The 24763-nt window shown below is 51.2% G+C and carries 19 protein-coding genes and 1 riboswitch; of the genes, 5 read left to right on the forward strand and 14 right to left on the reverse strand.

Annotated features, from left to right (window positions below):
- Nucleotides 1-6: 6 nt before the first annotated feature.
- The gene (locus PUT07_RS21850; RefSeq protein ID WP_274470564.1) at nucleotides 7-4752 is read right to left on the reverse strand and encodes a pectinesterase family protein; all 4746 of its coding nucleotides are present in this window, start codon (nucleotides 4750-4752) and stop codon (nucleotides 7-9) included.
- Nucleotides 4753-5173: 421 nt separating this feature from the next.
- Here PUT07_RS21850 and PUT07_RS21855 point away from each other — a divergent pair, with 421 nt between their 5' ends.
- Both PUT07_RS21855 and PUT07_RS21860 read left to right on the forward strand, forming a co-directional pair.
- Entirely contained in the window at nucleotides 5174-5578 is a 405-nt protein-coding gene (locus tag PUT07_RS21855; RefSeq protein ID WP_274470566.1) for a VOC family protein, read from the forward strand.
- A gap of 3 nt (nucleotides 5579-5581) precedes the next feature.
- Nucleotides 5582-5719, forward strand: coding sequence for a hypothetical protein (locus PUT07_RS21860; protein WP_274470567.1), 138 nt, complete (start codon nucleotides 5582-5584; stop codon nucleotides 5717-5719).
- A 524-nt stretch (nucleotides 5720-6243) separates the two neighbouring features.
- Here the strand turns inward: PUT07_RS21860 and PUT07_RS21865 are convergent.
- From PUT07_RS21865 to PUT07_RS21905, 9 genes are all read right to left on the reverse strand, one after another.
- Nucleotides 6244-7230 (reverse strand): LacI family DNA-binding transcriptional regulator, encoded by a 987-nt coding sequence (locus PUT07_RS21865; RefSeq protein WP_274470568.1) that lies wholly within the window; start codon nucleotides 7228-7230, stop codon nucleotides 6244-6246.
- A gap of 24 nt (nucleotides 7231-7254) precedes the next feature.
- On the reverse strand, nucleotides 7255-8010 hold the full coding sequence (locus PUT07_RS21870; RefSeq protein ID WP_274470570.1) for an SDR family oxidoreductase: 756 nt from the start codon (nucleotides 8008-8010) through the stop codon (nucleotides 7255-7257).
- A 20-nt stretch (nucleotides 8011-8030) separates the two neighbouring features.
- On the reverse strand, nucleotides 8031-8858 hold the full coding sequence (locus PUT07_RS21875) for a phytanoyl-CoA dioxygenase family protein (protein WP_274470571.1): 828 nt from the start codon (nucleotides 8856-8858) through the stop codon (nucleotides 8031-8033).
- Nucleotides 8859-8975: 117 nt separating this feature from the next.
- Complete coding sequence (locus tag PUT07_RS21880) at nucleotides 8976-10514, reverse strand: extracellular solute-binding protein (RefSeq protein ID WP_274470572.1); 1539 nt, start codon at nucleotides 10512-10514, stop codon at nucleotides 8976-8978.
- A gap of 97 nt (nucleotides 10515-10611) precedes the next feature.
- Nucleotides 10612-11472 carry a carbohydrate ABC transporter permease gene (locus PUT07_RS21885; protein ID WP_274470574.1) on the reverse strand — a complete coding sequence of 287 codons (861 nt, stop codon included), beginning with the start codon at nucleotides 11470-11472 and terminating at the stop codon, nucleotides 10612-10614.
- Nucleotides 11466-12326: an ABC transporter permease gene (locus PUT07_RS21890; RefSeq protein WP_379240391.1), complete on the reverse strand. Its 861-nt coding sequence runs from the start codon at nucleotides 12324-12326 to the stop codon at nucleotides 11466-11468. Before PUT07_RS21890 ends, PUT07_RS21885 begins: the two co-directional genes overlap by 7 nt.
- A gap of 230 nt (nucleotides 12327-12556) precedes the next feature.
- Nucleotides 12557-14308 carry a sensor histidine kinase gene (locus tag PUT07_RS21895; protein ID WP_274470576.1) on the reverse strand — a complete coding sequence of 584 codons (1752 nt, stop codon included), beginning with the start codon at nucleotides 14306-14308 and terminating at the stop codon, nucleotides 12557-12559.
- Nucleotides 14309-14351: 43 nt separating this feature from the next.
- Complete coding sequence (locus tag PUT07_RS21900; protein ID WP_274470578.1) at nucleotides 14352-15140, reverse strand: response regulator transcription factor; 789 nt, start codon at nucleotides 15138-15140, stop codon at nucleotides 14352-14354.
- A 171-nt stretch (nucleotides 15141-15311) separates the two neighbouring features.
- Nucleotides 15312-16043: an MBL fold metallo-hydrolase gene (locus PUT07_RS21905; protein WP_274470929.1), complete on the reverse strand. Its 732-nt coding sequence runs from the start codon at nucleotides 16041-16043 to the stop codon at nucleotides 15312-15314.
- 100 nt (nucleotides 16044-16143) lie between these two features.
- Here PUT07_RS21905 and PUT07_RS21910 point away from each other — a divergent pair, with 100 nt between their 5' ends.
- From PUT07_RS21910 to PUT07_RS21920, 3 genes are all read left to right on the forward strand, one after another.
- A complete protein-coding gene (locus PUT07_RS21910) occupies nucleotides 16144-17892 on the forward strand; it encodes a sensor histidine kinase (RefSeq protein WP_274470579.1) in 1749 nt (582 codons plus the stop codon).
- A 74-nt stretch (nucleotides 17893-17966) separates the two neighbouring features.
- A riboswitch (purine riboswitch) is annotated at nucleotides 17967-18065 on the forward strand.
- A gap of 58 nt (nucleotides 18066-18123) precedes the next feature.
- A complete protein-coding gene (locus PUT07_RS21915) occupies nucleotides 18124-19557 on the forward strand; it encodes an NAD(P)/FAD-dependent oxidoreductase (RefSeq protein WP_274470581.1) in 1434 nt (477 codons plus the stop codon).
- 519 nt (nucleotides 19558-20076) lie between these two features.
- Entirely contained in the window at nucleotides 20077-20427 is a 351-nt protein-coding gene (locus tag PUT07_RS21920; RefSeq protein ID WP_274470582.1) for a LytTR family transcriptional regulator DNA-binding domain-containing protein, read from the forward strand.
- Nucleotides 20428-21254: 827 nt separating this feature from the next.
- Here the strand turns inward: PUT07_RS21920 and PUT07_RS21925 are convergent.
- From PUT07_RS21925 to PUT07_RS21940, 4 genes are all read right to left on the reverse strand, one after another.
- Complete coding sequence (locus PUT07_RS21925; RefSeq protein ID WP_274470583.1) at nucleotides 21255-21665, reverse strand: hypothetical protein; 411 nt, start codon at nucleotides 21663-21665, stop codon at nucleotides 21255-21257.
- A 79-nt stretch (nucleotides 21666-21744) separates the two neighbouring features.
- Nucleotides 21745-23004, reverse strand: a complete 1260-nt coding sequence (locus tag PUT07_RS21930) for an MFS transporter (protein WP_274470584.1) — start codon at nucleotides 23002-23004, stop codon at nucleotides 21745-21747.
- 6 nt (nucleotides 23005-23010) lie between these two features.
- On the reverse strand, nucleotides 23011-23451 hold the full coding sequence (locus PUT07_RS21935; RefSeq protein WP_274470586.1) for a MarR family winged helix-turn-helix transcriptional regulator: 441 nt from the start codon (nucleotides 23449-23451) through the stop codon (nucleotides 23011-23013).
- A 224-nt stretch (nucleotides 23452-23675) separates the two neighbouring features.
- Nucleotides 23676-24755, reverse strand: a complete 1080-nt coding sequence (locus tag PUT07_RS21940) for a lactonase family protein (protein ID WP_274470587.1) — start codon at nucleotides 24753-24755, stop codon at nucleotides 23676-23678.
- Nucleotides 24756-24763 lie beyond the last annotated feature (8 nt).

The raw sequence follows: 24763 nt of genomic DNA on the forward strand, positions 1-24763 counted from the left end.
TTAGCCTTACTTCAGCTCGATTACATCGGATACAGGTTGCATATGGACGACATGATCCCAAATGAAAACTTTTAACGTATACCCGCTCACATCATCAGGAAGCTTCATACGTGCAGCGAATTGCTCAGCATCTCCATTGGCTACAGTCTCCGCCGTACTTATGAACTTAATCAGGTTGTTGTGCTCATCATAGAGACCGGTAAACATCACAGCGTCTTTCGTGGGAGCAATGAAATTATCAACCTGCCCCATAACAACAATATCCTTACCTGGCGCCAATTTTGTAACGACTTGTCCGTTGTCATCATAGAAGTTGATCGTCGTTGCTTTATACGTATAGGTAACCTGATAGTTCGTTGTCGTTACATAACCGTAGTCATCAGCCGCTTTGATTTCGATCTCATTCATGCCAGGCAGCAAAATCAAAGTGGCGTTAAATGGTTCATCCTTCTTTACGTGCAGACTTGTTTGTTCACCAGCCAGCTTAACGGGCACTCCATTATTCGTAATGGTTAATGTGCTCTGTTTGTTTACTTTGCCGCTGATAGGCAGCAAAGCGCTATACAATTGGCTTGCCGGTTCTGCGGAAGTCATCGTAATGACAGGGGGCACGGAAGCGGAAGCCGTGGGAACGACACTTACTATCGCGGACGGAATGCTCTCCCCGCTTGCATTGCTTGCGGTTACGACGAAGTAATGCGTCTGTTCGTTAGCCAGACCTTTAATTTCCGCTTGATAGGTGGAATCGGTAACTGTTTTGGCAATTGTAAAAGGCCCCTGCGGATTCGCGCTTTGTTTGACGGTATAAGACGTTGCTGTTGGCAGTGCATCCCATGTGATGAGCGCACTCGCATCATACGGCTTAGCGGCAACATTCTTCGGAGCGACCGGCTTCCCTTCATTCGAATCAAAAGCAACCGTTCCATCCGCCATCACAATTCGGACATCTTCAAATGTCGCTGTAATACGCTTGCTTGCATTCGCTGAAGTAGCCAGCAAGCCTACGTAAAGCTCCTTGGGATTACCATTGGCGTCCAAACCGAGGTTCGTAGCAGTAGCAGAGCTGATAATCAAGGAATCGGATGCAATGGGCTCCTTAGGGATGGGAGAGGAGCTGATAATCGATGTGATTTTATCTCCAACCTTGGTTAATTGCAGATAAGCCGTACCATTAAGCGGGAAGTTATTATTGGAGCCATTTGAAGAACCGTTGTACCGGAACATTTTTCTCCCGCCTACCGCTGTGCTGGCATATTGCTCTAATTGTGTAAAGTGATAACTGTTGGGATCAAGACTCTCCCTGATCGTCAATCCTGGATTGCCGTAAATCCCCGGTCCATAGCCGACGAATGCAGCTTTTGCACTGATCGTATAATCACCTTTGATCTTAACGGCTTTTAGATAAAACTGATCGAGTCCGGTGGCGTTTTTATTAATACCCGTACCTGAACCGGTGAGCGTGAATACATTCGTATCATCGTCAAAACTCGAAGAACCTGCGAGCGCCGGACTGCCCACATCCGCACCCATGAAATCCTCCGGCTTGATTCTTGCATGGTTCCCCGGAGTTACGCTTACGATATTCGAAGCGGCACTTTCTCCATACTCGTTGCTTGCCGTCACAACGAAATTGTAGGTTGTTCCATAGGTTAAACCGGAATAGGTATAGGAAGTTATTGTCGCATCGTTGACCGTTTGGACCATTGGATAGACACCGCTGGATGTACCGCCTTTAATCTGATACGATGTTGCTCCCGGTACGGCGTTCCATGTAAGCATTGCCGAAGCTCCCCCCGCTATTGCTTCGATAGAAGGTGCGGATGGCGCAGTCCCTGAAACGCCGGGTGTTACGGTCACGACATTTGAATTTACGCTTCCGCCATAGCTATCGGATGCCGTTACGATAAACTGATAGGCCGTTCCGTTCATCAGACCGGAGTATGTATACGAAGTAACAGTCGGATTATCCACCGAGTAGACCATGTTATAAACCGTACTGTCCGCCGTCCTCCCTTTCACCGTGTAGTAAGTGGCGCCTGTGACGGTAGTCCATGTAAGGGTAGCATTTCCGTTTCCGGCAAATGCCGTAATGACCGGTGCGGTCGCGCCTGGGGTATAATACTTCGGCAGCCAATCGCTGCCCAAATAATCAGTTACGTTAGTAACGGCGGTGTCAGCGGTAAGCACATATCCTCTTCTCGATGATGTATCCACCGGCTGACCGTTATAAGTCGTGTTATATTCATAGAAGCTTGCGTTCTCCGGCGTAGAGTTGCTCATCGACGTCCAGCCCTGCGGGGCAATTAAGGAGCTGTCTTGAAGTCTCGTATCCAGAAATTTCACTTTGGCCTCTTGTCCCCAAGGTCTTCCGAAATAACCGGGCGCCTGGATCTTGCCTTGTGTACCGGTTATCGTAGCTCCCTTGAACAAATAGCCGAAAAATTGCGGATTGCTTGCCGCAGAAGGCTTGGCCGCCGTAATGTAGCCTCCCGACCCTGTATCGCTATATCCAGTAAAGTTCAAGATACAATTATCGAATACCGCATTGCCATCACCGAAAATATAGTCCGTATTCCCCTCTATGAAACAGTCTTTGTAATACTGATTCGTTACGGAATTACCGGTATACAGGGTATCCTGGCTTGACAGGAATTTGCTGTTATAGAATTCTACATTATCGGCTTCAACCCCCACAGCCGCTGCTCTTTCCGTTGCTGCTCGGGAAGTGGCATCCATCCCCATTGTTCTTACGGTAAGATTCGTCGGCGTGCTGATCGTCGTCACTTGTACGCCGTCATCCAGCTCCTCCTGCGTTACGTATTTATTGAACGAATTCTCGAAGACGATGCTTTCGGCTCTAAACCCTTTGGCGGCGCTCGTTAAGAAAACGGTAGCTCCCCACTTGAAGTTGCCTGGGTAGCCTTTGGCATATTTGTCGAAGGCGCGGTCTTCGTTATAGGAACCATCCGGTCCTGCACTGTAGTAATCATAACCGACGCCGTAGTACCAGGTGATTTTGACTTCCTTACTCGGATCTGTATTGACAAAGCTAATATAAGGAGTGGTCACTTTCAATTGTTCCCGGTAGACGCCGGGTGCAATATGGATCGTAATTCGCTGCGCTTCACTTGCCGGATTCATCCGCGCAGCAGTCGCAAGCGCTTCCCTGATCGTGGTGAAATAGTTTGCCTTGGTGCTGTCTCCCACATAGAGATCGCCGACCCATGGAAGTGCAGAAAGTGGCGTTGTTGTCGAAAATTTCACATTCTTTGTTACGCTGCTTCCGCTCACCACGACATGTCCGATCGTCGAATAGGTGGGATCCGTGCTAGTGGCCGATACGGCGTAGGCGCCATCTCGAAGGCTAACTGTGTATCCCCCGTCTATCCCATTGCCCGAGCCGGTCACGGTACCTGGATAGCTATAACCGTCATCCACATTCGTAAATGTCATGCTGGAAACGGCAACAGTCGGCGGCAGCCCTACGAAAGCACCCGTTGCCATATAAACCGCTTTCTTGGCAACCGTAATATCTTGCGTCATGTTCGTGCTTGTATGGACGCTGCTTCCGCCCGTAAGCTCATAATCGTTCACCCCAGAGAGCACGGTTGAGTATGCTACGCCTGCTCTGACATCGACAGAGTACGTCATACTCGCCTTATTGAGATCAGCCTCAACGGCCGGAGCGAGACTTCCTTCTGGCGGGTTGAATGTGATTTTGAAATGATCCAAGTTATATCCGCTATCAAAACCCGCGATGCTGCCACTTACTGTCGACATGGGGGTTTGGGCTACATCCAAATGATGATCATTGATACCGCTTACAATTTGTGCAGTCGAAGTGATCAAGGTTTTCGTGGTGTCGGAAATCGAATACTCCGAATTGACGCCTTGCAGAACAGCCGTGTACGTATAATCGGCATTCAGAGTCGCCTCATAAGTCCCGTCCGGGTCAAGCGTTGCCTTGAGAATATCCCCGGTTGATTCGTTCTGGAAAACAAGCGAGTGCCCCGAAATCGCATATCCATTCAGATTCAGCATGCCGCTTACCTTAACGCCGGGCGTTCTGACGATTCTTGCGATATTCGGTTTTACACTTGCCGTGGAATTTGTAAAATAAATTTTCAAGCTGCCGGAATCTTTCGCTAAATACGTCACTTTCTTGCCGTTTTGATCCACGGTATCCGTGCCTTTTTTCGTTGTTCCATTCGATGTACTGGTCAAATCAAAATTAACATTGGACGTGCCGGTACCGTTCGTCACAAATCCATAAAGCGTAATGGTATCTCCTGCCACCACATTGTCGAGCTTGATATACTTCGTGGTATCGTCCCCGTTACCGGCTGAGTAGATAGAACCTTTGGACACATATCCGTCGCTAAAGGTCTTGCTTGTAGGATTGCCATACGATAATGCACCGTTCGCGCTCCCGTCGTAATAGTAAAGTCTGTTATGAGTGCCGGATGTAAATAAAGTTAAATCGCCGAACGGTGTATTCGCCTTAAACACACCTTTAGCGGGCGAACCTCCCGTGGAAACATAGTCGGTTAGTCCATTGAGCAGGCTGACCGTGATCTGGTTGACATAGGCTTCCTCAGGAGCTTCTGCTCCACCGAAATCCCACACGTCAAAGCTTCTGGTATTCGTCGTATCAATTGCCAGAACTGTGCTGCTGCCTACACCTAATAACGTAGTGGACAGCATGAGAAACACCATTAGTTTGCTGATGCAGCTTTGTAATCGTTTGTCCATTTCATTCTCCTTTGTCGTAGTTTGGAAAATTCGATTTCGATCTGTCCAGCCTGCATAGCCGCAACTTTCCTACCCCTGATTTCAACTATGCAACAATAGTTCTCCCCCTAACTTATTAATATTTATTTATTATGGCCTCTACGGCCAATGCCAGGCTATAGCTATTAGATAACCTCTTGGGCTGATAACCTTATTAACTGCGTAATAGCTTCTAATTAACTTCATGTGCTTGATCGTACAAAGCCCGCTGGGCGCCCTCCCCGTACCTTAATTATGATATCGAATAGCTACTGACACACTGTTGTCAGCAGCGTTTTTTTATAATTGGAGTAAGTCAGGAGTGGGTGTTAAATGCAAAGTATTTGGGCCCCAAATGATAGGACACGTATTGTATTATTTGTTATAGGAAGGATGTTATCTCGTGAATTTTGCTTCAGTACGTATCATTACCGACGACGTGGATCGTCTCGTCGAGTTCTATGAGAAAGTCATGGGGGTTTCGGCGGAGCGCCTCGCGCCCGTCTTTGCTGAACTCATTGTGCCATCGTGTACGCTGGCGATCGGCCACTCCCAGACGGTGCAGCTGTTCGGCGCTGGTTCCGCAGCGGCAGCCGACAATCGCACGGTCATCATCGAGTTCCGCGTCCACGATGTTGACGCGGAATACGAGCGCTTGAAGCCGATTGTCAATGAGTGGGTCAAGGAACCCACTACGATGCCGTGGGGGAACCGTGCTACGCTATTTCGCGATCCCGACGGCAACCTGATTAACTTCTTCACGCCGGTGACTGAGGAAGCGATCAAACGGTTTAGCGGCAGGCGGTGACGGGTGACACGGCGACTGCAGGAGGTGGAGGAGCGCTATGAAAAAGCGGTTAAGGTTCTTGGTGAGAAAGAACTCGAAATAGAAATCCTCCGAGAACTATTAAAAAAGAAAAACCCCGCTTATCAGAAAAATTTGAAGTAGCAGACCCATTCATTAAGCGGGGTGAGCCAGCAGCAGTTGTACTGCGCATCCTTGGGTTATCGGAGTCAACATACTACGAACGTAAGAAAAGAGCGACTTGTAGGCAGACCGAACATCCAACAGAATGTCACCGCCGGGGACGCCCTGTTCCAGGCTACTCTTTTACAGTAACAGGTGAGAAAGTTAGCGATGAGCAAATTAACGAGTGGCTGCTTGAGCTCGTTGAAGGCGAGGAACACGTCTATGGATACAAGCTGCTGGCGAAATGCATCCGCGACAAGCACCAGGTGAAATTGAATAAAAAGAAAGCACATCGTCCGAAAAATCATATACATTATCGCTTGGGAGCTGCTGCGGGTGAGACGGGGGGTTTGTGCGAACACGGGGATCTAGCGGTATTGCTGAGCTGATAGCCGATCGGTCTAAGCCCCCTCCGCGGGTAAGCTTCGCTTACCCAAAACAAAAAAACCGGCCTCGGCCGGTTTTTCGCATGATCCTATTTAGCTTGCGGAGCCAAGCCTATCTCATCCTTGCGTAGAACCCCGAACAATCAATTCACCCGCGAATAACGGCTGCTGAATCCCTTGTCCTTCGATCGTGTCCAGCAGCATTTTCATGGCGGCTTCCCCCATCTGCGGACGGGGATAATGAATGACCGTGAGCGGCGGATCAGTCTGAGACGACATCAGGATGTTCTCGCACCCGGCAATGGCAAGCTGCCCGGGAACCTGCACGCCCGCTTCGCGGCAAGCCGCCAGACAGCCGGCCGCCATCAAATCGTTGGCGCACACCAGCGCACTGAATCTGGCCGAGCCGCTGCTCCATGCCGAAGTCAGCGCTCGTTCGGCCAGCTCAAACTTGCCGCCGCCAACCAGCAGATCCTCTGCGTGCCACTCGCAGCCCATTTCCTTCAACGCATGAAGGAACGCCTGCCAGCGGACGCCATAATGCTGCGCCTTCTTTCCGCCGCCCATGAAGCCGATCCGCGTGTGGCCCTGCTGCTGCAAATGACGGACAAGCTTCACCATCTCCGCTTCCCAGTCCAAATCGATATGAGGAATCTGCGGTTCTCCCCCATCCGGCTTCAGAACGGATGCGACCGGAATACCCAGCGACCGGAAGTGGTCCACCAACTGCGGCTGCAAGGACTGGCCCAGCAGCAGGATTCCGTCCACCCGTCCCATGAACAAGCTCTTCAGCTGCTCCTCTTCCTCTTGGCTGTACGTTTGGAAGAAAACGAAATAGCCCCGGTCTTTCGCCTGTTGTTCGATACTAATGAGAAGACCGGCCTCGAACGGATTGCCGAGATAGTTAATCAAGACGGCGATCTGCCGCGACTTTTTCGTTTTCAAACTCTGCGCCAGCAGATTCGGCTGGTAGCCCAGCTCACGCACGGCTTCCAACACTTTCTGGCGCGTCTCTTCCTTCACAATCTTCCGATTGTTCAATACATAGGAGACGACCGCGGAGGAAACCCCTGCGCGGTCGGCTACGTCTTTCCTGCTTACCATGCTTCTTCACCCTAACAGGATTAATCAAATGCCGAACGTGTTGCCTCCGTTCACGGATAGACATTGTCCGGTAATAAAGGCCGATTCCGGCGATGCCATGAATACGACGGCTGCCGCGATATCCGCCGGCTCTCCGACCCGCCCCAGCGGCACGCCTGCGCGGTAGCCGTCCGTGTTGGCCCCGGCATGCCGCTCAACGGGAATCCATCCGGGAGCGATCAGATTGACGCGGATGCCGTGCGGCCCCAATTCGCTGGCCCAGGAACGCGTCATCCCCACCATCGAGGACTTAGCAGTTACATAGCTGGAGAAGTTGGCGTTGCCGATCTGCACGACTTCGCTTCCGATGTTAATAATACTTCCCGCTCCCGCAAGCTTCATACCCGGCAGCACCGCTTGGGTCAGCAGCAAAGGCGCCTTCACGAAAAACTCCAGCTGATCCATGTACGTTTGCCAGGTGCTCTCCTCAATGGATACCATCGGCTGCGGCCCTGTCGCATTATTGACGAGAATATCGATATGGCTGCCGAAATGCCGCTCCACACGCGATACGAGCTCCGCCACTTCCGCCTCATTCGTGACGTTCGCGCGGAACGCGGCGGCAGTGCCCCCCGCAGCGGTGATCATACGCACCGTTTCCTCCGCATCCTGGATGCTGTTCGCATAGTTGACGGCCACCTGAGCTCCCGCTGCCGCAAGCGCAGCTGCGATATGGCGTCCCAGTCCGCGGGAAGCTCCGGTGACAAGCGCAATCTTGCCTTCCAGCTTGGCTCCTTGCAAGGCGTTCCCCTCCAACATGGTTATTTGTAAACACTTTGTCCAGCGTCATGAATATATAGCTCCTTCAATGGTACCATAGATTCCTGCGGAACATAATACTTGAACGGATTATCGTCGATAACACCCAGCAATTGCTTCCGGTAGGGGGATGCAGTCGCCAGCAGCCTGTCGGATGCGGTGCGGTAATCGATCGGTCTCATCCAGATCGGACTGTAGCCCAGGAACAGTTGGCGGCGCGTGAAGTCGGAATGGTTAGGCGCTCCGGCATGCCACAGATTTTGCGGGAAAATGAACACGTCGCCAGGCTTGCCGCATACTTGAACCTCGCCTTCCACCTTGCCCCGAACGTCCTGGCTCTCCGGTTGAAACGGCTTGTTATGCGAGCCCGGGATCACTTTGGTATTGCCGCGGTCCGGCTGCGACATATCACTCAAAATGTAGCAAGTCTTGATGTAGTACGTAGAGGTAATGCCGTTCTGCTTAGGGAATTGCGGGTGCGGGCCGTCCTGGTGCCAGTTGATGAAGCTCTGCGACTCGGTCTTCACATCGTTCGGATTCGGCTTCCGAATCGTTAAATGCGAGATATGCAGTTGAATGTTATAACCCAGCAAATTCACCATCAGCGGCAGCAGCGTCGGTTCGTCGATGAGTGAAGCAATTTCATCGTCGCGTTCCACACTGTTATAGATATTGTAAGCCAGCGTTTCCGGCTCCTCAGCTACGATTCGGTCGATGGCTGCGTTCAGCCGGTCCACTTTCTCCTGGGATAATACGTTTCGCAGAATGAGATACCCATCCTCGTGAAATTGTTTCGTTAATGCGGCAATATCTAAGGTTTGTTGCGTCATGGTCAATCGCTCCTTTTATAAAGTTTATGATGTAATCCCATCATACCCGTTTAATTTACACGTGTAAATAGTTGTTTAAAAGGGGGAAGGAAGCACAAGCTCCTTCCTTCCGTCCCGTTACTTCACATATCCGAGTTCTTTCACTCGTTTCTCCGCCGCATCCAAATAAGCTTTATAGTTCATTGATCCTTCCAGCGTTTTGAGGAAAGCGTCATACTCGCTGAGCGGACGTTTGCCATAGATGAATTTAGAGAACTCCTCCTCAATATACCGGCCTGCATCGGCAGCGTTATACCCATTCGGCAAATCAACAAAGCCTGCCAAACCGTCGATATGCGGCTGCTTACTCGCGAATTCCATAAATTTAGCTTGAGGCCCGAATTTCACTGTCAAATATTCCATTTCCGGACGGCCGGCGAACTGATACAGCCAGAAATATCCGCCTTCTTTGCCCATCAAATCGGTCGGAACCACTTTATTGCCATCGAGATTATAGTGCTTGCCTTTCACGCCATACTGCACCAGCAAGGAGCCATCCTTGGAGGACACATAGTTGAGCAAATCGATAACCTTTTGCAGCTTCTCCGGATTTTTCTCGAGCGACTTCGGAATGGCATATAGCGCAGCCGCCCGGCCAATATCGTAGGCGCTGGCATATTTGCCGCCAGGTCCTTTAATCGCATCGACCTGCACCCATTTGGCATTCGGATTCACTGCTTTAATCTGCTCGACGAATTGATCTTTCGTCACATTCGGCCAATCCAAATAGACGATACCCGCCTGTCCTTTGATCGCCTTCTGCTGATGCTGAAGACCCGTGTTGGCTAGAAGCTCAGGATCCACCGAGCCGGAAGCGATCATTTTCTGCACGAACGCAAGCGCATCCTTCATCCCTGGGTCATACAAGGAATTGACGACTTTATTATCTTTGACATATACGGTTGGCGTGCCGCCGTCCATCCCGACGCCATAAGCTCCGAATACGGTGTCAAATGCGCTGAGCTTACCGCCTGTAAGGCCATACGTATCTTTCTTGCCGTTACCGTCAGGATCTTTCTCTGTGAATGCTTTCGAAACCTCCAGCAGTTCCTCCGGTGTCGTAGGAATTTTCAAGTTCAGCTTATCGAGCCAATCCTGGCGGATCCAATACGTATTGTAAGGAACCTGCGGGGATTTGGCGATGGCGTATGTTTTGCCGTTCAGCATCCCTTTCTTCAAGCTGTCAGCCCCGATGAAATCCTGCACCGGTTTCAATTTATCCAAGTAAGGCGTAAGATCGAGCAGCAATCCTTGCTCGGAGAACTGTTTCAATTGCTGGCGGTCTACAGCGAATAAATCAGGGAAATTGGCAGAAGACATCCGCACATTAAGCTGATTTTTGTAATCATCGCCGGATGCGTATACAGTCAAATTCAGATCCGTATTGAGCGCTTTATCCAGCTCCTGCTTAATAATATCCTGATCCGGAGACGGCAAGCCATTGCCGGTTTCGATAATGTCGAGCTTGACAGGCTTGGTACTGGCCGCCGGTTTGCTGCTTTCCGCTGCTTTGTCAGCCGGCTTGTCGGCCGCAGGCGTTCCGCCGCATCCGGCAATCAAGGTGCCGCCGGCGAATGTCATGGCGAGAAGAATTGGTACGAGCAATTTCTTTTTCATTGATACCCCTTCTTTCTGTGGATAATGAAAGTTGCTTCTATTGTCGCCGAGAGCGGAACGAACCAGGCTGCAGTCCTGACGAATTCCGCAGCCGGGGTCAACCTTTGACAGAGCCCATCAGCATGCCTTTGGTGAAATGCTTTTGAATGAACGGATACACGAGAATGATCGGCAAGCTGGCCGCAACGACGGATGCCATCTGCATCGTTTCGGTTGGCAGCATATTTTCTGCATTTTCCAGCGGTTGTTGGGTCAACATAAGAATTTCGCGAATAATGACCTGCAACGGGAACAAATTACGGTCTGTCACATACATGATCGCTTGGAAAAACTCATTCCAATGGCCGACCATATAGAACAGGCCGATCGTCAGCATCGACGGAATCGAGAGCGGGAGCACGATTTGCCACAAAATCCGAAATTCCTTCGCGCCGTCCATCCGAGCGGATTCGAACAGCTCTTCCGGCAGGTTCTCGAAGAAGCTCTTCATAATCAGAATGTTAAAGCTCCAAATCGCATTCGGCAAAATCATAGACCACACGGAATCGAGAAGTCCTAATGACTTGACAATCAAGTACGTCGGGATAAGCCCCCCGCTGAACAGCATCGTGAATACGACCATAAGAAGGAAGAAGCTTCTGCCCGGAAGATTGCGCCGGCTAAGCGGATAAGCCATTAGAGAAGTCAATATCAGGTTGACGATTGTACCAACGACTGTGATGAAAATCGTGATCCAGAACGCCCGGGGAATATTGGTTTCAGTGAACAGCTTGTGGTAAGCAGTGAACGTGATCGATTTAGGGATGAGAATAAAGCCACCGTTCTTGAGCACCTCGGAGAACGGCGTGATGGATACCGACACGACATACATCAGGGGTAATATGGCCGCCAATGCCGTCAGTCCAAGGACAACAACGACGATCGTATTGACGATCCTGTCCTCCCAGCCTCTTACCATATCCCATCCCCCCATTTCTTGGACAAATGATTGGAACCGAGCACCAGCACGAGTCCGATCACCGATTTGAACAATCCGACGGCCGCCCCCAGCGAGAAGTTCAGCTGCTGCAGACCTGTGCGGAACACCCACGTGTCGAGAATATCCGCAACTTGATACACTTGAATGTTATACAAAATATAGATCTGATCGAAACCGGCATCCATGATATGGCCCAGCTTCAGAATCAGCAGCAGCACAATGACATTCCGAATGCCCGGCAGTGTAATATGCCAAATCATGCGCAGCCGGCTTGCGCCATCCACACGGGCCGCTTCGTACAAGGTCGGATCGATCGCCGTCATCGCCGCTAAATAAATGATTGCGCCCCAACCGAGATCTTTCCAAACCTCGGAGCTGACCAGAATCGTCCGGAAATAATCAATCGATGTCATGAAGCCGATCGACTGCCCTCCCGCATCTTCAATCCAGCGGTTGACGATCCCGGAGTTTTGCGACAGCAAAGCGATTAATATGCCGTAAATAATAACCCACGATAAGAAATGCGGCATATAGGTCAGCGTTTGGACCGCCGTTTTAAACCATTTCAGCCTGCACTCATTGAGCAGCAGCGCCATAATGATCGGCGGGGCCATCCCGAACACCAGCTTGTAAATGCTAATGACGAACGTGTTGACCATCAGCTGTCCGAAATAAGGCGAATTGAAAAACGTTTGGAAATGCTTGTACCATGGATCCGCCCACCCGCTGCCCATAATGCCGTCCAAAATTTGAAAATCCTTGAACGCAATGATGACGCCATACATCGGTATATACTTGAAAATCACATAGTAGATAACGCCGGGCAACAGCATGAGATAAAAAGCCCGAAATGCCCAAACCTGCTTGGTGGATAATTTAAGTCTGGATGCCTTGGTCTTGCTCCCGGCTTTCGTTTCCTGTCCGACTACGATTTGCTGTTCCATTCGACCACCTCTTTCCGTCTGATCCCTTGCTTCCCACCGGGTTGACTTTAGTATAGCAAGCGCTTACAGCGGAAAATATACAGGGATCCAGTAAAAATGTTCGAATTTTTGCAAACGCTTTATTCTTCTTTTCCTGCATGCTCCACAGCCGGCAGTTCAATTCGAATCATCGTGCCGACCTCCGGCAGAGAGAAAATCGATAACCCGTACCCCGCTCCGAAATGGAGCCCGATTCGCTCGTGCACGTTCATAATGCCGATTCCGGTAAATCTGTGCTTGCTCGGCGCCTTATGACGCTCCGTGAATAAGCTGTCGAGCTGCTCCCGGTTCATGCCCAGTCCGTTATCCCTGATCGTAATAACCAGCTTATCCTTTACGCATTTGGTCCGAATCCGAATCGTTCCGGTCCGCTTGAGCGGAACCAGCCCGTGGAAAATGGCATTCTCCACTAACGGCTGCAGCGTTAACTTCAGCATCGTTTGGGAGAGTGTCTCCGGTGCGGCATCGATCTCCATCGTGAACTTATCGCCATAGCGGACCTTCTGAATATAGGCGTACATGCGCAAACCTTCCAGTTCGTCCTCCAGCGTAACGAATTCCGTACTTTTATCGAAGCTGAAAGATAGCAGCCCGACCAGCGCCTTGATCGTTTCCCGCACCTCGACGATTTTGTGCTGCTTGGCCAGAGAGCTGATGCAGGCGAGCGTATTGTACAAAAAGTGCGGTGCGATCTGACTTTGCAGCATCTTCAGCTCGAATTGCTTCTTGCGGCGCTCCGCTTCCTTCGTCTCATGCATAAGCAGATGAATCCGCTCCATCATCGCATTGTAGCTTCGCGCCAATCGGCCGATCTCGTCGTTCCCGGTGGCGTGGATGCTATGCAGCACCTCCATATCGCGAACCCGGTCCATCTTCGCAACCAACGTGCGGACAGGCAGTGTAATGTAACGGCTGATCATATAGGTGCTGGCCAGGACGATGAAAATCCAGAACACGCCTGCCGTGCTGAAATTTCGGTACAAGCTGCGTATATTTTGATAGAAAAAGCTATTTTCATAGAAAGCGATGAAATGCCAGCCCAAATTATTCAATCCGGATTTCACAGCAACCAAATCGCCTTGCGGCCCTTCAATCTCTGATGCGCCAAGGGGCAGCTCCGCTATTTGCTCCACGAAGCCGGTATCCAGCTCCGGCGGGAAGACGGACGTATTGTAAGGCAGCAGCCGGTAGGAGCTGAGAGGAAGTCCGGAATCGAATGAGTGGACGACGTTTCGTTTATTGGTAATAATGGCGAACGTTTGATTTTTGGTATTCATGAATTGAGCGAGCAGGTTCGTCAACTGGACGAGATCGATTTCCACGACGGCGATCCCTTTGAGCGACTTCGTTGACCCGGACGGAATGGGCAGAACGAATGCCACCGTTTTCCCCGACATCGGGGATTGGTACGGCTCTGTGATGAACATTCCGTAAGTTTGCTTGGCTTTGGCAAGCAGCAGCGGAATTTGGGGGTTGCCTACGATCTCGAACGTGGTTTGTGAATTGGATATGACGCCGCCGTCCGCCCGGACCAAATAAATCGATTTATACAGCGTCCTGTTCATATTCGCATACGAGCGCAGCACGTCCGCAGCTTCCTTCTCCATCCCTTCGTTCAGCAAATCATCCCGAGTAGAGATGAGCATAAGAATATTTTGCACATTATCCAAATAGGCATTCATATACAAATTCGTTCGGTCAATGATGATTTGAGCATCCGACACGACCTGCTTCCGGAACAAATCCTCCGCTTCGCGCAAGTTGATCCAGCCAAGCCCGCCTAACAGCACAAGCGTACCTATGGATAGGAATAGAAAATGTTTGGCCACCATGCTCCATCGGCCAAACCATGAGATAAGCGCTTTCAATTTGTCATCAGCCCTTTTTATAATCTGTTGGCGCAACGCCGGTCCAATTGCGGAACAGCTGCGAGAAATAGCGGTAACTCGGAATGCCCACCTGCTCGGCTACCTCGTACACTTTCAGCGGTGTAGACTGAAGCAGATGAACAGCCTTCTCCATGCGCAGCCGGGTCACATAATCGTTGAAGGATTCTCCGGTTTCTTCCCGGAACAGACGGCTTAAATAGTACGAGCTCAGCCCCACCTCCTCGGCGATTGAAGTCAGTGTAATCGGTTCTCCCAGCTTCGTCTCGATCAATCTTTGCGCAAGCTGAACTTCCTTCCGAATCTTCTTATTGTCGCCCGCTTCCCCCTTGGACGATTGGGAGGCGTCCCGGCGCTTCCGTTCCCGTTCATATTGTCTGAGATCGGTCTCGCGTCGGATCGCTTCCCGTGCCTTCTCGACCGCTGCTTTCATGTCCCCTTCGTCGAACGAAAGCTTTGTAAAATAGTCTAACGCTCCCAGTTTTAACGCTTCTTGGGCATAATGGAAATCGCTATGGCAAGTTAGCAGCACAAATTGGATCAGCGGATCTCTTTTTTTGACAATTCGAAAAAGCTCCAAGCCGTCCATAATCGGCATCGTTATATCCGATATCACGAGATTCGGCTTCAGGGACTCGCACAGCCCGAGAGCCTCCTCCCCATTCTCGGCTTCTCCCACAAGCTCCGCCCCGAAGGAAGACCATGGCATCGACCTCAGCTCCTGCCGAAGCGGCAGTTCATCGTCAATGATTAACACTTTTACCGGTGTAGTCGACATGCAGCGCACCACCTTGTTTATGAATTATGCTGCTTATTTACGACCATAATACCATACCTGCACGCATAGCGGACCGGACCGCCGATTTTTGTTCCTGCCGCGCAAGCCAAGAAAGCTCCCCAAAAGCAGATGGCTCTGCTTTTGAGAAGCTTGGGTACATCGTTTCATCCCTCAGAACATATACGTCCGCAAAGGCTCCGCCAAGCGCAGCTTCCGTCCTTCATGAAACCGGTCGCGCGCTTGCGGCTGCACATAATCGTCGACATAATGCATCAGCAGCATCTTCTCCTGCATAGACTCCGGCAGCGTCAGCAGCTCGTCCAATGACGTGTGCGACGGGAGTTGATCGTCCTGCATATGACACTCATGGAAAATCGTTTGTACAGATCCGGCAATTTCACGAAGAAACGGCTCGTCCAAGCGCGTATCCCCGCTAAAGTAGAAATAAGGTCTGCACAACAGCCCGTAGCTGAGCATGTCCGGCACATGCTGCGTCCGAACCAGCTCGAAGCGCTCCCCTGCGATTTCGAACGAGTCCTCCACGCACACCACGTCGAAATAGTCCTCCAGACTCCGCTTCCCTCGCGTAGTCAGCTCCAGCCCATGGCGCATAATCTGCCATAGATCGCTTAGCAGCCCTGTCGGCACGTACAGTCTGGGCTTCGTCTTGCCGGGATAGACCCGATGGTACAGCCCCAGCTTCTGCAGGCCGTTCACATGATCCTCATGCAAGTGAGTGACGAAAATATGCTCCACCTCATTCAGCTTCATACCAAGCTGGTGCAGCCCCCCATGATTCGATTCCGGAAAATCGATGCACAGATTCGTGCCGCCGAACGCCAGCAGCGCGCTGTTATGTCCCTGCTCGACACTGAAGCCGTCGCCGCAGCCCAAGAACGTCATTTTCACACAAACGCCTCCCTTTATCAGTGAAATCAACCCCAATTGCTGCTTTATTTGTAATATGATAGCTGTAGTAAGCTGAACATTCTAGGAGGACACCATGAACACCACAAGTAAACCCAAGCTCAAGCCAAAGATTCCCTTGCGCTCATCACTCTTCATCCTTATGATTTCGCTCATTATTGTACTACTTACCGACAGCGTATTCTACTATTATACGAAACGCATGCTGACAACCGAGCTGGAAACCAAGCTGGGACTGATAGCCAATAATGTCGCCATATCCATCAAGCATTCCAAAACAGGCGAGAGATATGTGGAAAATTTGATAGGACAAAATCTGCGTACAGCGGCATTAGCGGCTCAGTATAAGCTCGATCCCGATATTGAGCAGGTGACCAACGAGGAGCTCGTTAACCTTAGTCAAGAGCTCATGATCGATCATATTACACTTATGAAACGCAGCGGCGACGACATTATCGGCTACAAATCCTCCGAACCCAAAGAAATCAACATGAGCACGAAGAACTGGAGCCGGGACTGGTTCAAAGCTTTCAATCAGCTGCTCGATACCAAAGAGACGAACGTCCTGAGCGGCCAGGCATTGCCCCATTACTGGTCAGGCCCGATGAATACGTCCATGTCCGACCCGAAATTCGTAGACAAATGGGGTTACTACTATGACGGCCGCACGAATTATATTGTCGATCCATACGTGCACGATACCTATTTCCGGGATTATCAGCGGGAAACGGGCGTAGATGCCGTTATCGACGAAATGATTCATGGCTACACCGACCATGGCGCCACAGAGATCGCCGTCTTCAACCCTCCGATATTTCTCGGACAGCAGGAGCAGTACAAGAAGGAAGGGTACACCTGGTTCACCGACCGGGAAGTTTTATTCGGCTCCTATACGATGCAAGACCCCCGGGATCGGCAATTCGTTCAATCGGCGCTGGCTTCGAAGCAAACCCAGCAAATGATGGCGACGATCGAAGGCAAATCGTACCTCAAAATGTTCATCCCGCTCCAGCTGGACATCCCTGTCGTCATCGGCCTGACAGCCGATTATGAGCAGGTGCGCAATTCCATCAAGCGGCAGCAGACGAATCTTCTGCTCTTGATCGGTTCAACCGCGCTCATCGCCTTCATCCTCGTGATTCTCAGCGTTCGTTTCATGAACCGGAATCGCGAAGCGGCGGCTGAAAGTGTACAAGGGGTCTACGTCGATCATATCGGTTCCTTGTTCCGTTCCATGAAGGAGCAGCGGCACGATTTCAACAATCATGTGGCGACCATCCATTCCTTGGTCCATCTGCAGCAATACGAGGAATTGAGCCGGTACACGTCCGAAATCATCGGAGAAACGACCGCTCTGAACGATATTATCCAGATCAATGTGCCCGCCATCAGCGCCATCGTTCAGTCCAAGGTCATCCAAGCTGTCGAACGCAAAATAACATTCGAGCATGAAATCGCCAATTTGAAGGATGTGCAGCTGAGTACGGTGAAAGCCACCGATTGGGTCCGCATCATCTCCAATCTGATCGATAATGCGTTCGATGCCGTCTCCGTATCGGACCCGAATCGCGATAAACTCGTTCGCCTGGAAGGCCAAGTGCAAGGTCATGCGCTCGTGTTCCACATCAGGAATGCCGGCGATCCGATTCCCGGCGACTTGATTGAGCGCATTTTCGAGCCGGGTTTCTCCACCAAAAAGCAGGATGCCGCACATGCGGGCTTGGGACTGAGCATCGTCAAACAGCTCGTGGACAAGTACGGCGGAACCGTTCGCGTCAGCTCCACGGAAAGCGAAACGGTATTTACGGTATCCCTGCCGCTATAAATCTAATTTCGCGAACATTATCTGATTGACAACTCCGAATGTTCGTATTATGATATTCAAGGCAAGAAGAAATAGCCACATACGTCATGATCGTTCGTATATCCTTGAGAATTGGCTTAAGGGTCTCTAGAGGAAGCCGTAACTTCCTAGCTACGACGGGTACTTGTTTACGCATACCCGTGTGGCTAGGTTTTTTTGCGTCCAAAAATGAATGTTCCAGAGGAGATCGCAATGAACGCTTATGATTTTATCGTTGTCGGTGCAGGACCTGCCGGTATTTTTGCCTGTTATGAAATGACACTGCTTCACCCTCACGCTAAAGTTTTGCTCGTCGACAAAGGCCATGATATTTATCATCGCAGCTGTCCGATCCTGGAAAGTAAAATTAAACTATGCCCGCCGCCTGCAGGTAAAAAAGAGTTCTCAGGCTGCCTGCCGGCATGCTCGATTACAGCTGGATTCGGCGGCGCCGGCGCTTACAGCGACGGCAAATTCAATATCACAACCGAATTCGGCGGTTGGATGACGGATTATTTGGCCCCGAGCAAAGTTCTCGACCTGATCCGGTATGTGGATCGAATTAATCTGGAGCATGGAGCCACGGAGATGATAACGGACCCGACGACGGAAGCCGTGAAAAGCATCGAGCAGCGCTCTTATGCAGCCGGACTGAAGCTGCTTCGTGCTCAAGTGAGACATTTGGGCACCGAACAAAACCTGATGATTCTGAAATCTATTTACGAATATTTGAAAACCCGCATCGACATGCAGTTCAAAACCGAGGTTGACGATATACTGACGATCAAACGCGAAGATAAGCACGTCATCCAAGGCATCCGCCTGAAAGACGGCACCGAGCTTCATAGCGATCACGTCATGCTCGCGCCGGGCAGAGACGGTTCGGCTTGGCTGACGCAGATCCTCAAGAAGCGCCGGCTCAAAATGTACAACAACCAAGTCGACGTAGGCGTGCGCGTCGAAACGTCCGATGTCGTCATGCGCGAGATCAACGAGCATCTGTACGAAGGGAAGTTCATCTACAACACATCCGTGGGCACGCGGGTCCGGACCTTCTGCAGTAACCCGTCCGGGCATGTTGTCGTTGAGAATCACAGCGGCGTCATGGCGGCCAACGGCCACTCGTACAAGGACCCTGCACTTGGGTCCAGCAATACGAACTTCGCACTGCTCGTCTCGCATAAATTCACGGAGCCTTTCGATAAACCGAACGAATACGCGCGCGAAATTTGCAAACATGCGAACGATTTATCGAGCGGCGGCGTCATCGTTCAGAAATTCGGCGATATCATGCGCGGACGCCGATCGACTGCGGACCGGATTCGCGAAGGCTTCCTTGAGCCGACGTTAGCCGAGGCCGTTCCCGGCGACCTGGGACTTGTCCTCCCGTACAATACGATGAAAAGCTTGATCGAAATGATTCATGCGCTCGAGAAGGTTACGCCGGGGATCGCTGCCGAGCATACGCTGTTCTACGGCGTCGAAGCGAAGTTCTATTCCGCACGTCCGAAGCTGAGCGAAAGTTTCGAAACCGAAATTCGCGGCTTGTTCTGCGGCGGAGACGGCGCTGGCATTACGCGGGGCTTGGCGCAGGCTGGGGCTGCGGGCGTCTGGGTGGCGCGCAACGTGCATCAGCGGTTTAAGTAGGAATTGGCTTCAAGTAATAGTCCAAACCTTTTAAGCAAGCAATTAGTTCCATCCTTGAAGTTGCAACAGCTCCAACCTTTCAAATAAGCAACTAGTTCCATCTTGAAGTAACAACTAGCTCCAACCTTTCCAATAAACAATAAGCTCCGTGCCTTTAATGTAAGCAACTAGTTCCAAGCCTTCAAGCAAGCAACTAGTTCCAAGCCCTCAAGTAAGCAACTTTGCGTTCGGGCTTCCAGATAATAAATAGAACCAGACTAGACTGCGGGCACCACTGGTGCATTAGCATTAACGGTGTTAATTATTTCCTAGGAAATAGACTGAAAAATCAGCCTTAGCCATTTCCTGCTTCCCGGAGGAGGGAAGGCTCGTATAGACACAGTAACGATGGATCCCCCCTATCTGGTAAAGGGATCCATTTTTTATTGAAAAGACTTGGATTCTCACTTGAAATATGATAAGATGTAACCGTTCTCATTGTGTGTAAGCGTTATCATTTTGAAAAGGGGGATTTTAAAAATGACTGTAGCGCTCGAAACAAGAAACAGCTATGAGGATTTCGTACTGGAGAAGGACATTATGTACTTCCGCGTCGGAGAACATGGGCTTGTTTCTTTCCATGGGAAAAATTTTCACATCAAAAAACGTATGACCACCGAAGAAATTACAGAGATAACGACGGGCGGTACCTTTTTCAAGGTAAATACGGATTGCTATGTGAATACGAAGAAAATCGTCCAAATTCAAGACGGTAAAGTGTTTTTCGAGCTCAAAGGCGCGGATTCCAAATTCACTTCAATTACGAAGCTCCGCCAATACCGTTTGAAAGAAATCGTACAACAACACAAAGCGGAAGCCTCCGCGAAGTGATTAGCTAGAGAAATAAAGCTTAACGAGATACTTATCTCATTAAGCTTTTTTTTTTTGCCGTTAGCGGCATGCTGCAGCGGCTAACGGACACCGCGGCCCTTATTCTTCCGATTTGTGCCGCTTTGAGCTTCTAACGGACACCAGTGACGTTATTTGCCCGTTCCGGCCTGATTTCGCCTCGGAATCGGCAAAATAAGCGCACTGGTGTCCGTTAGCTCGGACGCATGGCGATTATCGAGGCAATAGCGTCCGTGGTGTCCGTTAGCCGGGGCTGCCTTGGTGACGCGATCAAAGACGACAGGTGCAGGAGAGTCCCGCACCGCTCACCGCTGGATCTCGACGAAGTCACAGCGCTCACCGGCTGCAAGACGACTCGTTGGCTACTGCGTCCACCTGCAGCTAGTTCGCTCGATGGCCACTGCACCCACCCGCCGCTGGGCCGCTCGAGCAACAGTGCCCAGTCACCCAGTCAGGTACACAGCACCCAACCCAACAGGCCGCGAATTCCCCACCGCTGCATCACGTCATGTCCCGGCTTCCTGAGCCAATGGGATAGTGCTCAAAGCGGAAGCTTCTGCGAAGTGATTAGCTATTTACCCGCCGCTAGGCCGCCCGAGCCACAGTGCCCAGTCACCCAGGCAGGTACACGCCCCCACCCCAACAGGCCGCGAATTCCCCAGATCTGCATCACGCCAAGTCCCAGCTCCCTGAGCCAATGGGATAGTGCTCATAGGCACGCACCTGAGCAACGCCCTCCCCCGGTCCAAGCACCTCTCCGCCAAAAAAAGAAGCAAGCGATTACATCGCTTGCTTCCTTTTCCAGAAACCTATGATATTTTGGCAAGCGTCTCTTGTTGATGTTCGCGGATCAAAAAGCGTATGTAGTCGACGGTCGTATCTTTGACCTTTTTGGCTTCTTCGAGAGTAGCAAAGCTATACTCCGCGTAATCCGTACTTCCGAATCTCTTCAATTCTTCGTAGTTCATGCCGAGCGCAGAAAAGTTGTAGACGAGCTCATAGGGCGTTTTCGCATCGACATTTTGGACGAAAATGTCTCTCGTAAAGAAGGAACCCTGCTTCTCTACTTTAAAAATCACACGAAACGGCTTGTCCTTATCAGACACAAAGCACTTGATAACCACGTCGATTTCCATCGTTTTGTAATCCACAGCGTTCGTAGGCTCTTGCTTTGGCGCATGTTTTGGCGAATGCATCCATCTTTTCAAAAATCCCAACACAAGATTACCTCCCCAATAACGACATGAATATATCTCATATTGTAAAGGATGGACAACCAATTGACAATCCATAATTTGGTTATTCCGCAGCTACAGCCTGAATTCCGCCTTTTTTGCGGCGATAATTCCATATAATGATCAAACACAGAATGCCCGTTAACACGCCGCACCCGATGAATGCGCCATTCGCACCGAAACGGTCTGCGACATAACCCGCGAACAAGCTGCCAATCGGCGTCGATCCCGCGAAAACAAGGGAATATACGCTCATCACCCGCGCGCGGTACTCTTCCTTGGCATTCATCTGCAAGTTCGAGTTGCTGTTCGTTGCGAATGTAATATTGAAAAATCCGGTCAAGGCAAGCAAAGCGCCGCAAGCGATAACGGACGTGCTAAGCCCTGTTAGAATCAAGCACCCGGCCACGACGAGACTGGCGACGATGCTGATTTTCAGCTTCGGTCCCTGTTTGCTACGAAAGGACATCGTAAGCGCCCCAGCGAACGAACCGACGCCAAGGCAGGACATGAGCGTTCCATACGTCGTCTCCCCCATTTGCAGCACATTTCGGGTAAACACGGGAATCAAGACGTTAAAGTTAAAAGCAAGCGTTCCGATCACCGTCACCAGCAGGACCGTTTGCGCCAATAACGGATCCCTGGCGATATATAAGATCCCGTCTTTAATTTCCTCCAAAATGCCCTCGCGCGACGTTTTCTTCCGAACGTAAGGTGCTGTCTGAATATGGATAATGCCGTAGATAACGGCAATAAAGCTGATGCCGTTAAGCAGGAAACACCACCCGGCTCCAAGCCACGCCATCATAACGGCCCCGATGGAAGGTCCGACGATACGGGCCATATTAAAGGTGGTGGAATTCAAGGCAATCGCATTCATGAGATCTTCCTTGCCCACAATTTCAATGTTAAAAGCTTGCCTGGTCGGCAAATCGAGCGTATTATTGAGCCCCAACAGCAGGGCCAAAATTAGAATGAATTCATATCTGACGGTGTCGGTCAAAACCAGCGCCGCCAATGTAAACGCGAGAACCATCGAAACCGATTGCGTCACCAGAAGTATTTTTTTCTTCGGAAATCTGTCCACGACAACCCCGGCAAACAAAGAAAACAACAGAATGGGCAAAAACTGGCATGCCGCAACCATCCCCAGCTTAAGCGGAGATCCGGTAATCGTGAGAACAAGCCACGACTGCCCGATATTTTGCATCCATGTACCGATAAGCGAAACGCACTGCCCTAACCACAAATAGCGATAATTGCGATGCGTCAAAGCGTGGAAATGCCGGTCAATGAAGCCGGCGCCCGCCATCCTCATGTTCATACCTATCTACACCTCCTTTGAGAATCGTGATGCGTTGGTGCCCATTTTCTCCAAAATGGTTAAGGCCAGCTCTTTTTCTTCGTCCGACAGCCCGTATGTAAGGCGTTCCCGCCAATCCGTCAGCACTTTACGCACATCGTCTTTAATCTCGAGCGCCTTAGCCGTTAGATGGACTTCGTTGCGTCTCTTGTCCTCTTCACTGACCGTACGCGTTATGTAGCCTTGCTCTTCCAATTTCTTCAGCGCTTTCGCCGTCGTGCCCTTGTCAATTTTCAAGTAGTCTGCCAGTTCTTCCTGCGACAGGCCGTCTTCCTTATACAACGCATTGAGAAAAATATGCTGCCCCTTGCCGATCTCATAGGCTTTCAGGTGCTCGCCGATGTACATTTGTCCGTACCGGTACAAAAGCGAAATCCACCTTGGAATCGTATTCCGGCTATCGATCATGATGCTGTCTCCTTCCCTTGTTAACCGAATCGTTGCACTTGCCACTATTTTAATATACGCCCGAATAGTTGCATGCGCAACTAATTTTTCGCATAGCAAAAGCCCCTTTATGAACAAAGGGGCTTGCAACTATTTGCTGCCGTACCCGCCCGGGTCCGTAGCTCTATGGTGACGCTGACGCGGCGGCATCCGCGTCAACGGACTAGGCGGCCGCTATGCCGCTGCTATAGAAAGTGAATGCAGACCGGCTTCGACACCGCCGCCGATTGGCCGGTCTCCTGCAGCATGCCGGTCTCCGCGTCCACGCGGAACACCGTGATGCTGTTCGAGTCCTGGTTCGCCGCGAGCAAATAATCCCCCAGCGGCGACAATGCGAAGTTCCGCGGCGTACGCCCCAGCGTCGCCTGCCAACCCGCAACGGACAGCGTGCCGCTATGTCCGTCAACCGCATAAACCGCGATACTGTCGTGTCCGCGGTTGGAAACATACACATGGCGGCCATCCCCCGAGAGATGGATGTCCGCACATGTGTTCCCGCCGCTGAAGCCCTCCGGCAGCGTCGAAATGCTCTGCAGCGCGGTCAACGTTCCCGCGCCCGCATCATAGGCCAGCACCGTCACCGTGCTGTCCAGCTCACCCACCGCGTACACGTGCCGGCTGTCCGCGCTGAATACCACGTGCCGCGGGCCTGCGCCCGGCTTCACCGCCGCTTCGCTATGCGGCTCAAGGGTGCCGTTATCCGCGTCGACGCGGTACACCAGCAGCCGATCGAGGCCCAGATCGGCAGAAATCGCGTACCGATTGTCCGGCGCCACCACAATCGAATGCGCATGCGGGTGCTCCTGGCGGTCCTTCCGCGGCCCCAGCGCCCCCTCGTGCTTCAGCAGCTGCACAGGCTCGCTCAGCCCGCCGTCCGCTTGGACCCGGTACGCGGTAACGCTGCCGCTGGAATAGTTGGCCGCGAAGACGGCGCGGCCTGTCGCATCGGCGCTAATATAACAGGGCGACTCGCCCCCCGTCGGCTGCTGGTTCAATTTCGTCAGCCTGCCGGTTCCCTCTTCCACCGCATAAGCGGCGGAGGAGCCGCCGAATTGCCCCAAATACGTATTCGTTTCGCTGACCGCATAGAGGACCGTCCGGTCCTTATTCAAGGTGAGGAAAGAAGCGTTCGGCAAATCGGTATACGATTCCAGAAGCGTCAACTGCCCGTTCTGTGGATGAAACTTGTATAAGGAGATTCCGGTCTTACTCTGTTCGTCCGTATAGGAGCCCACGTAACATAATTGTTCTTTGGCATTTGACATTAGCCATC

The organism is Paenibacillus sp. MAHUQ-63 (assembly GCF_028765165.1).
Lineage (GTDB): Bacteria > Bacillota > Bacilli > Paenibacillales > NBRC-103111 > Paenibacillus_E.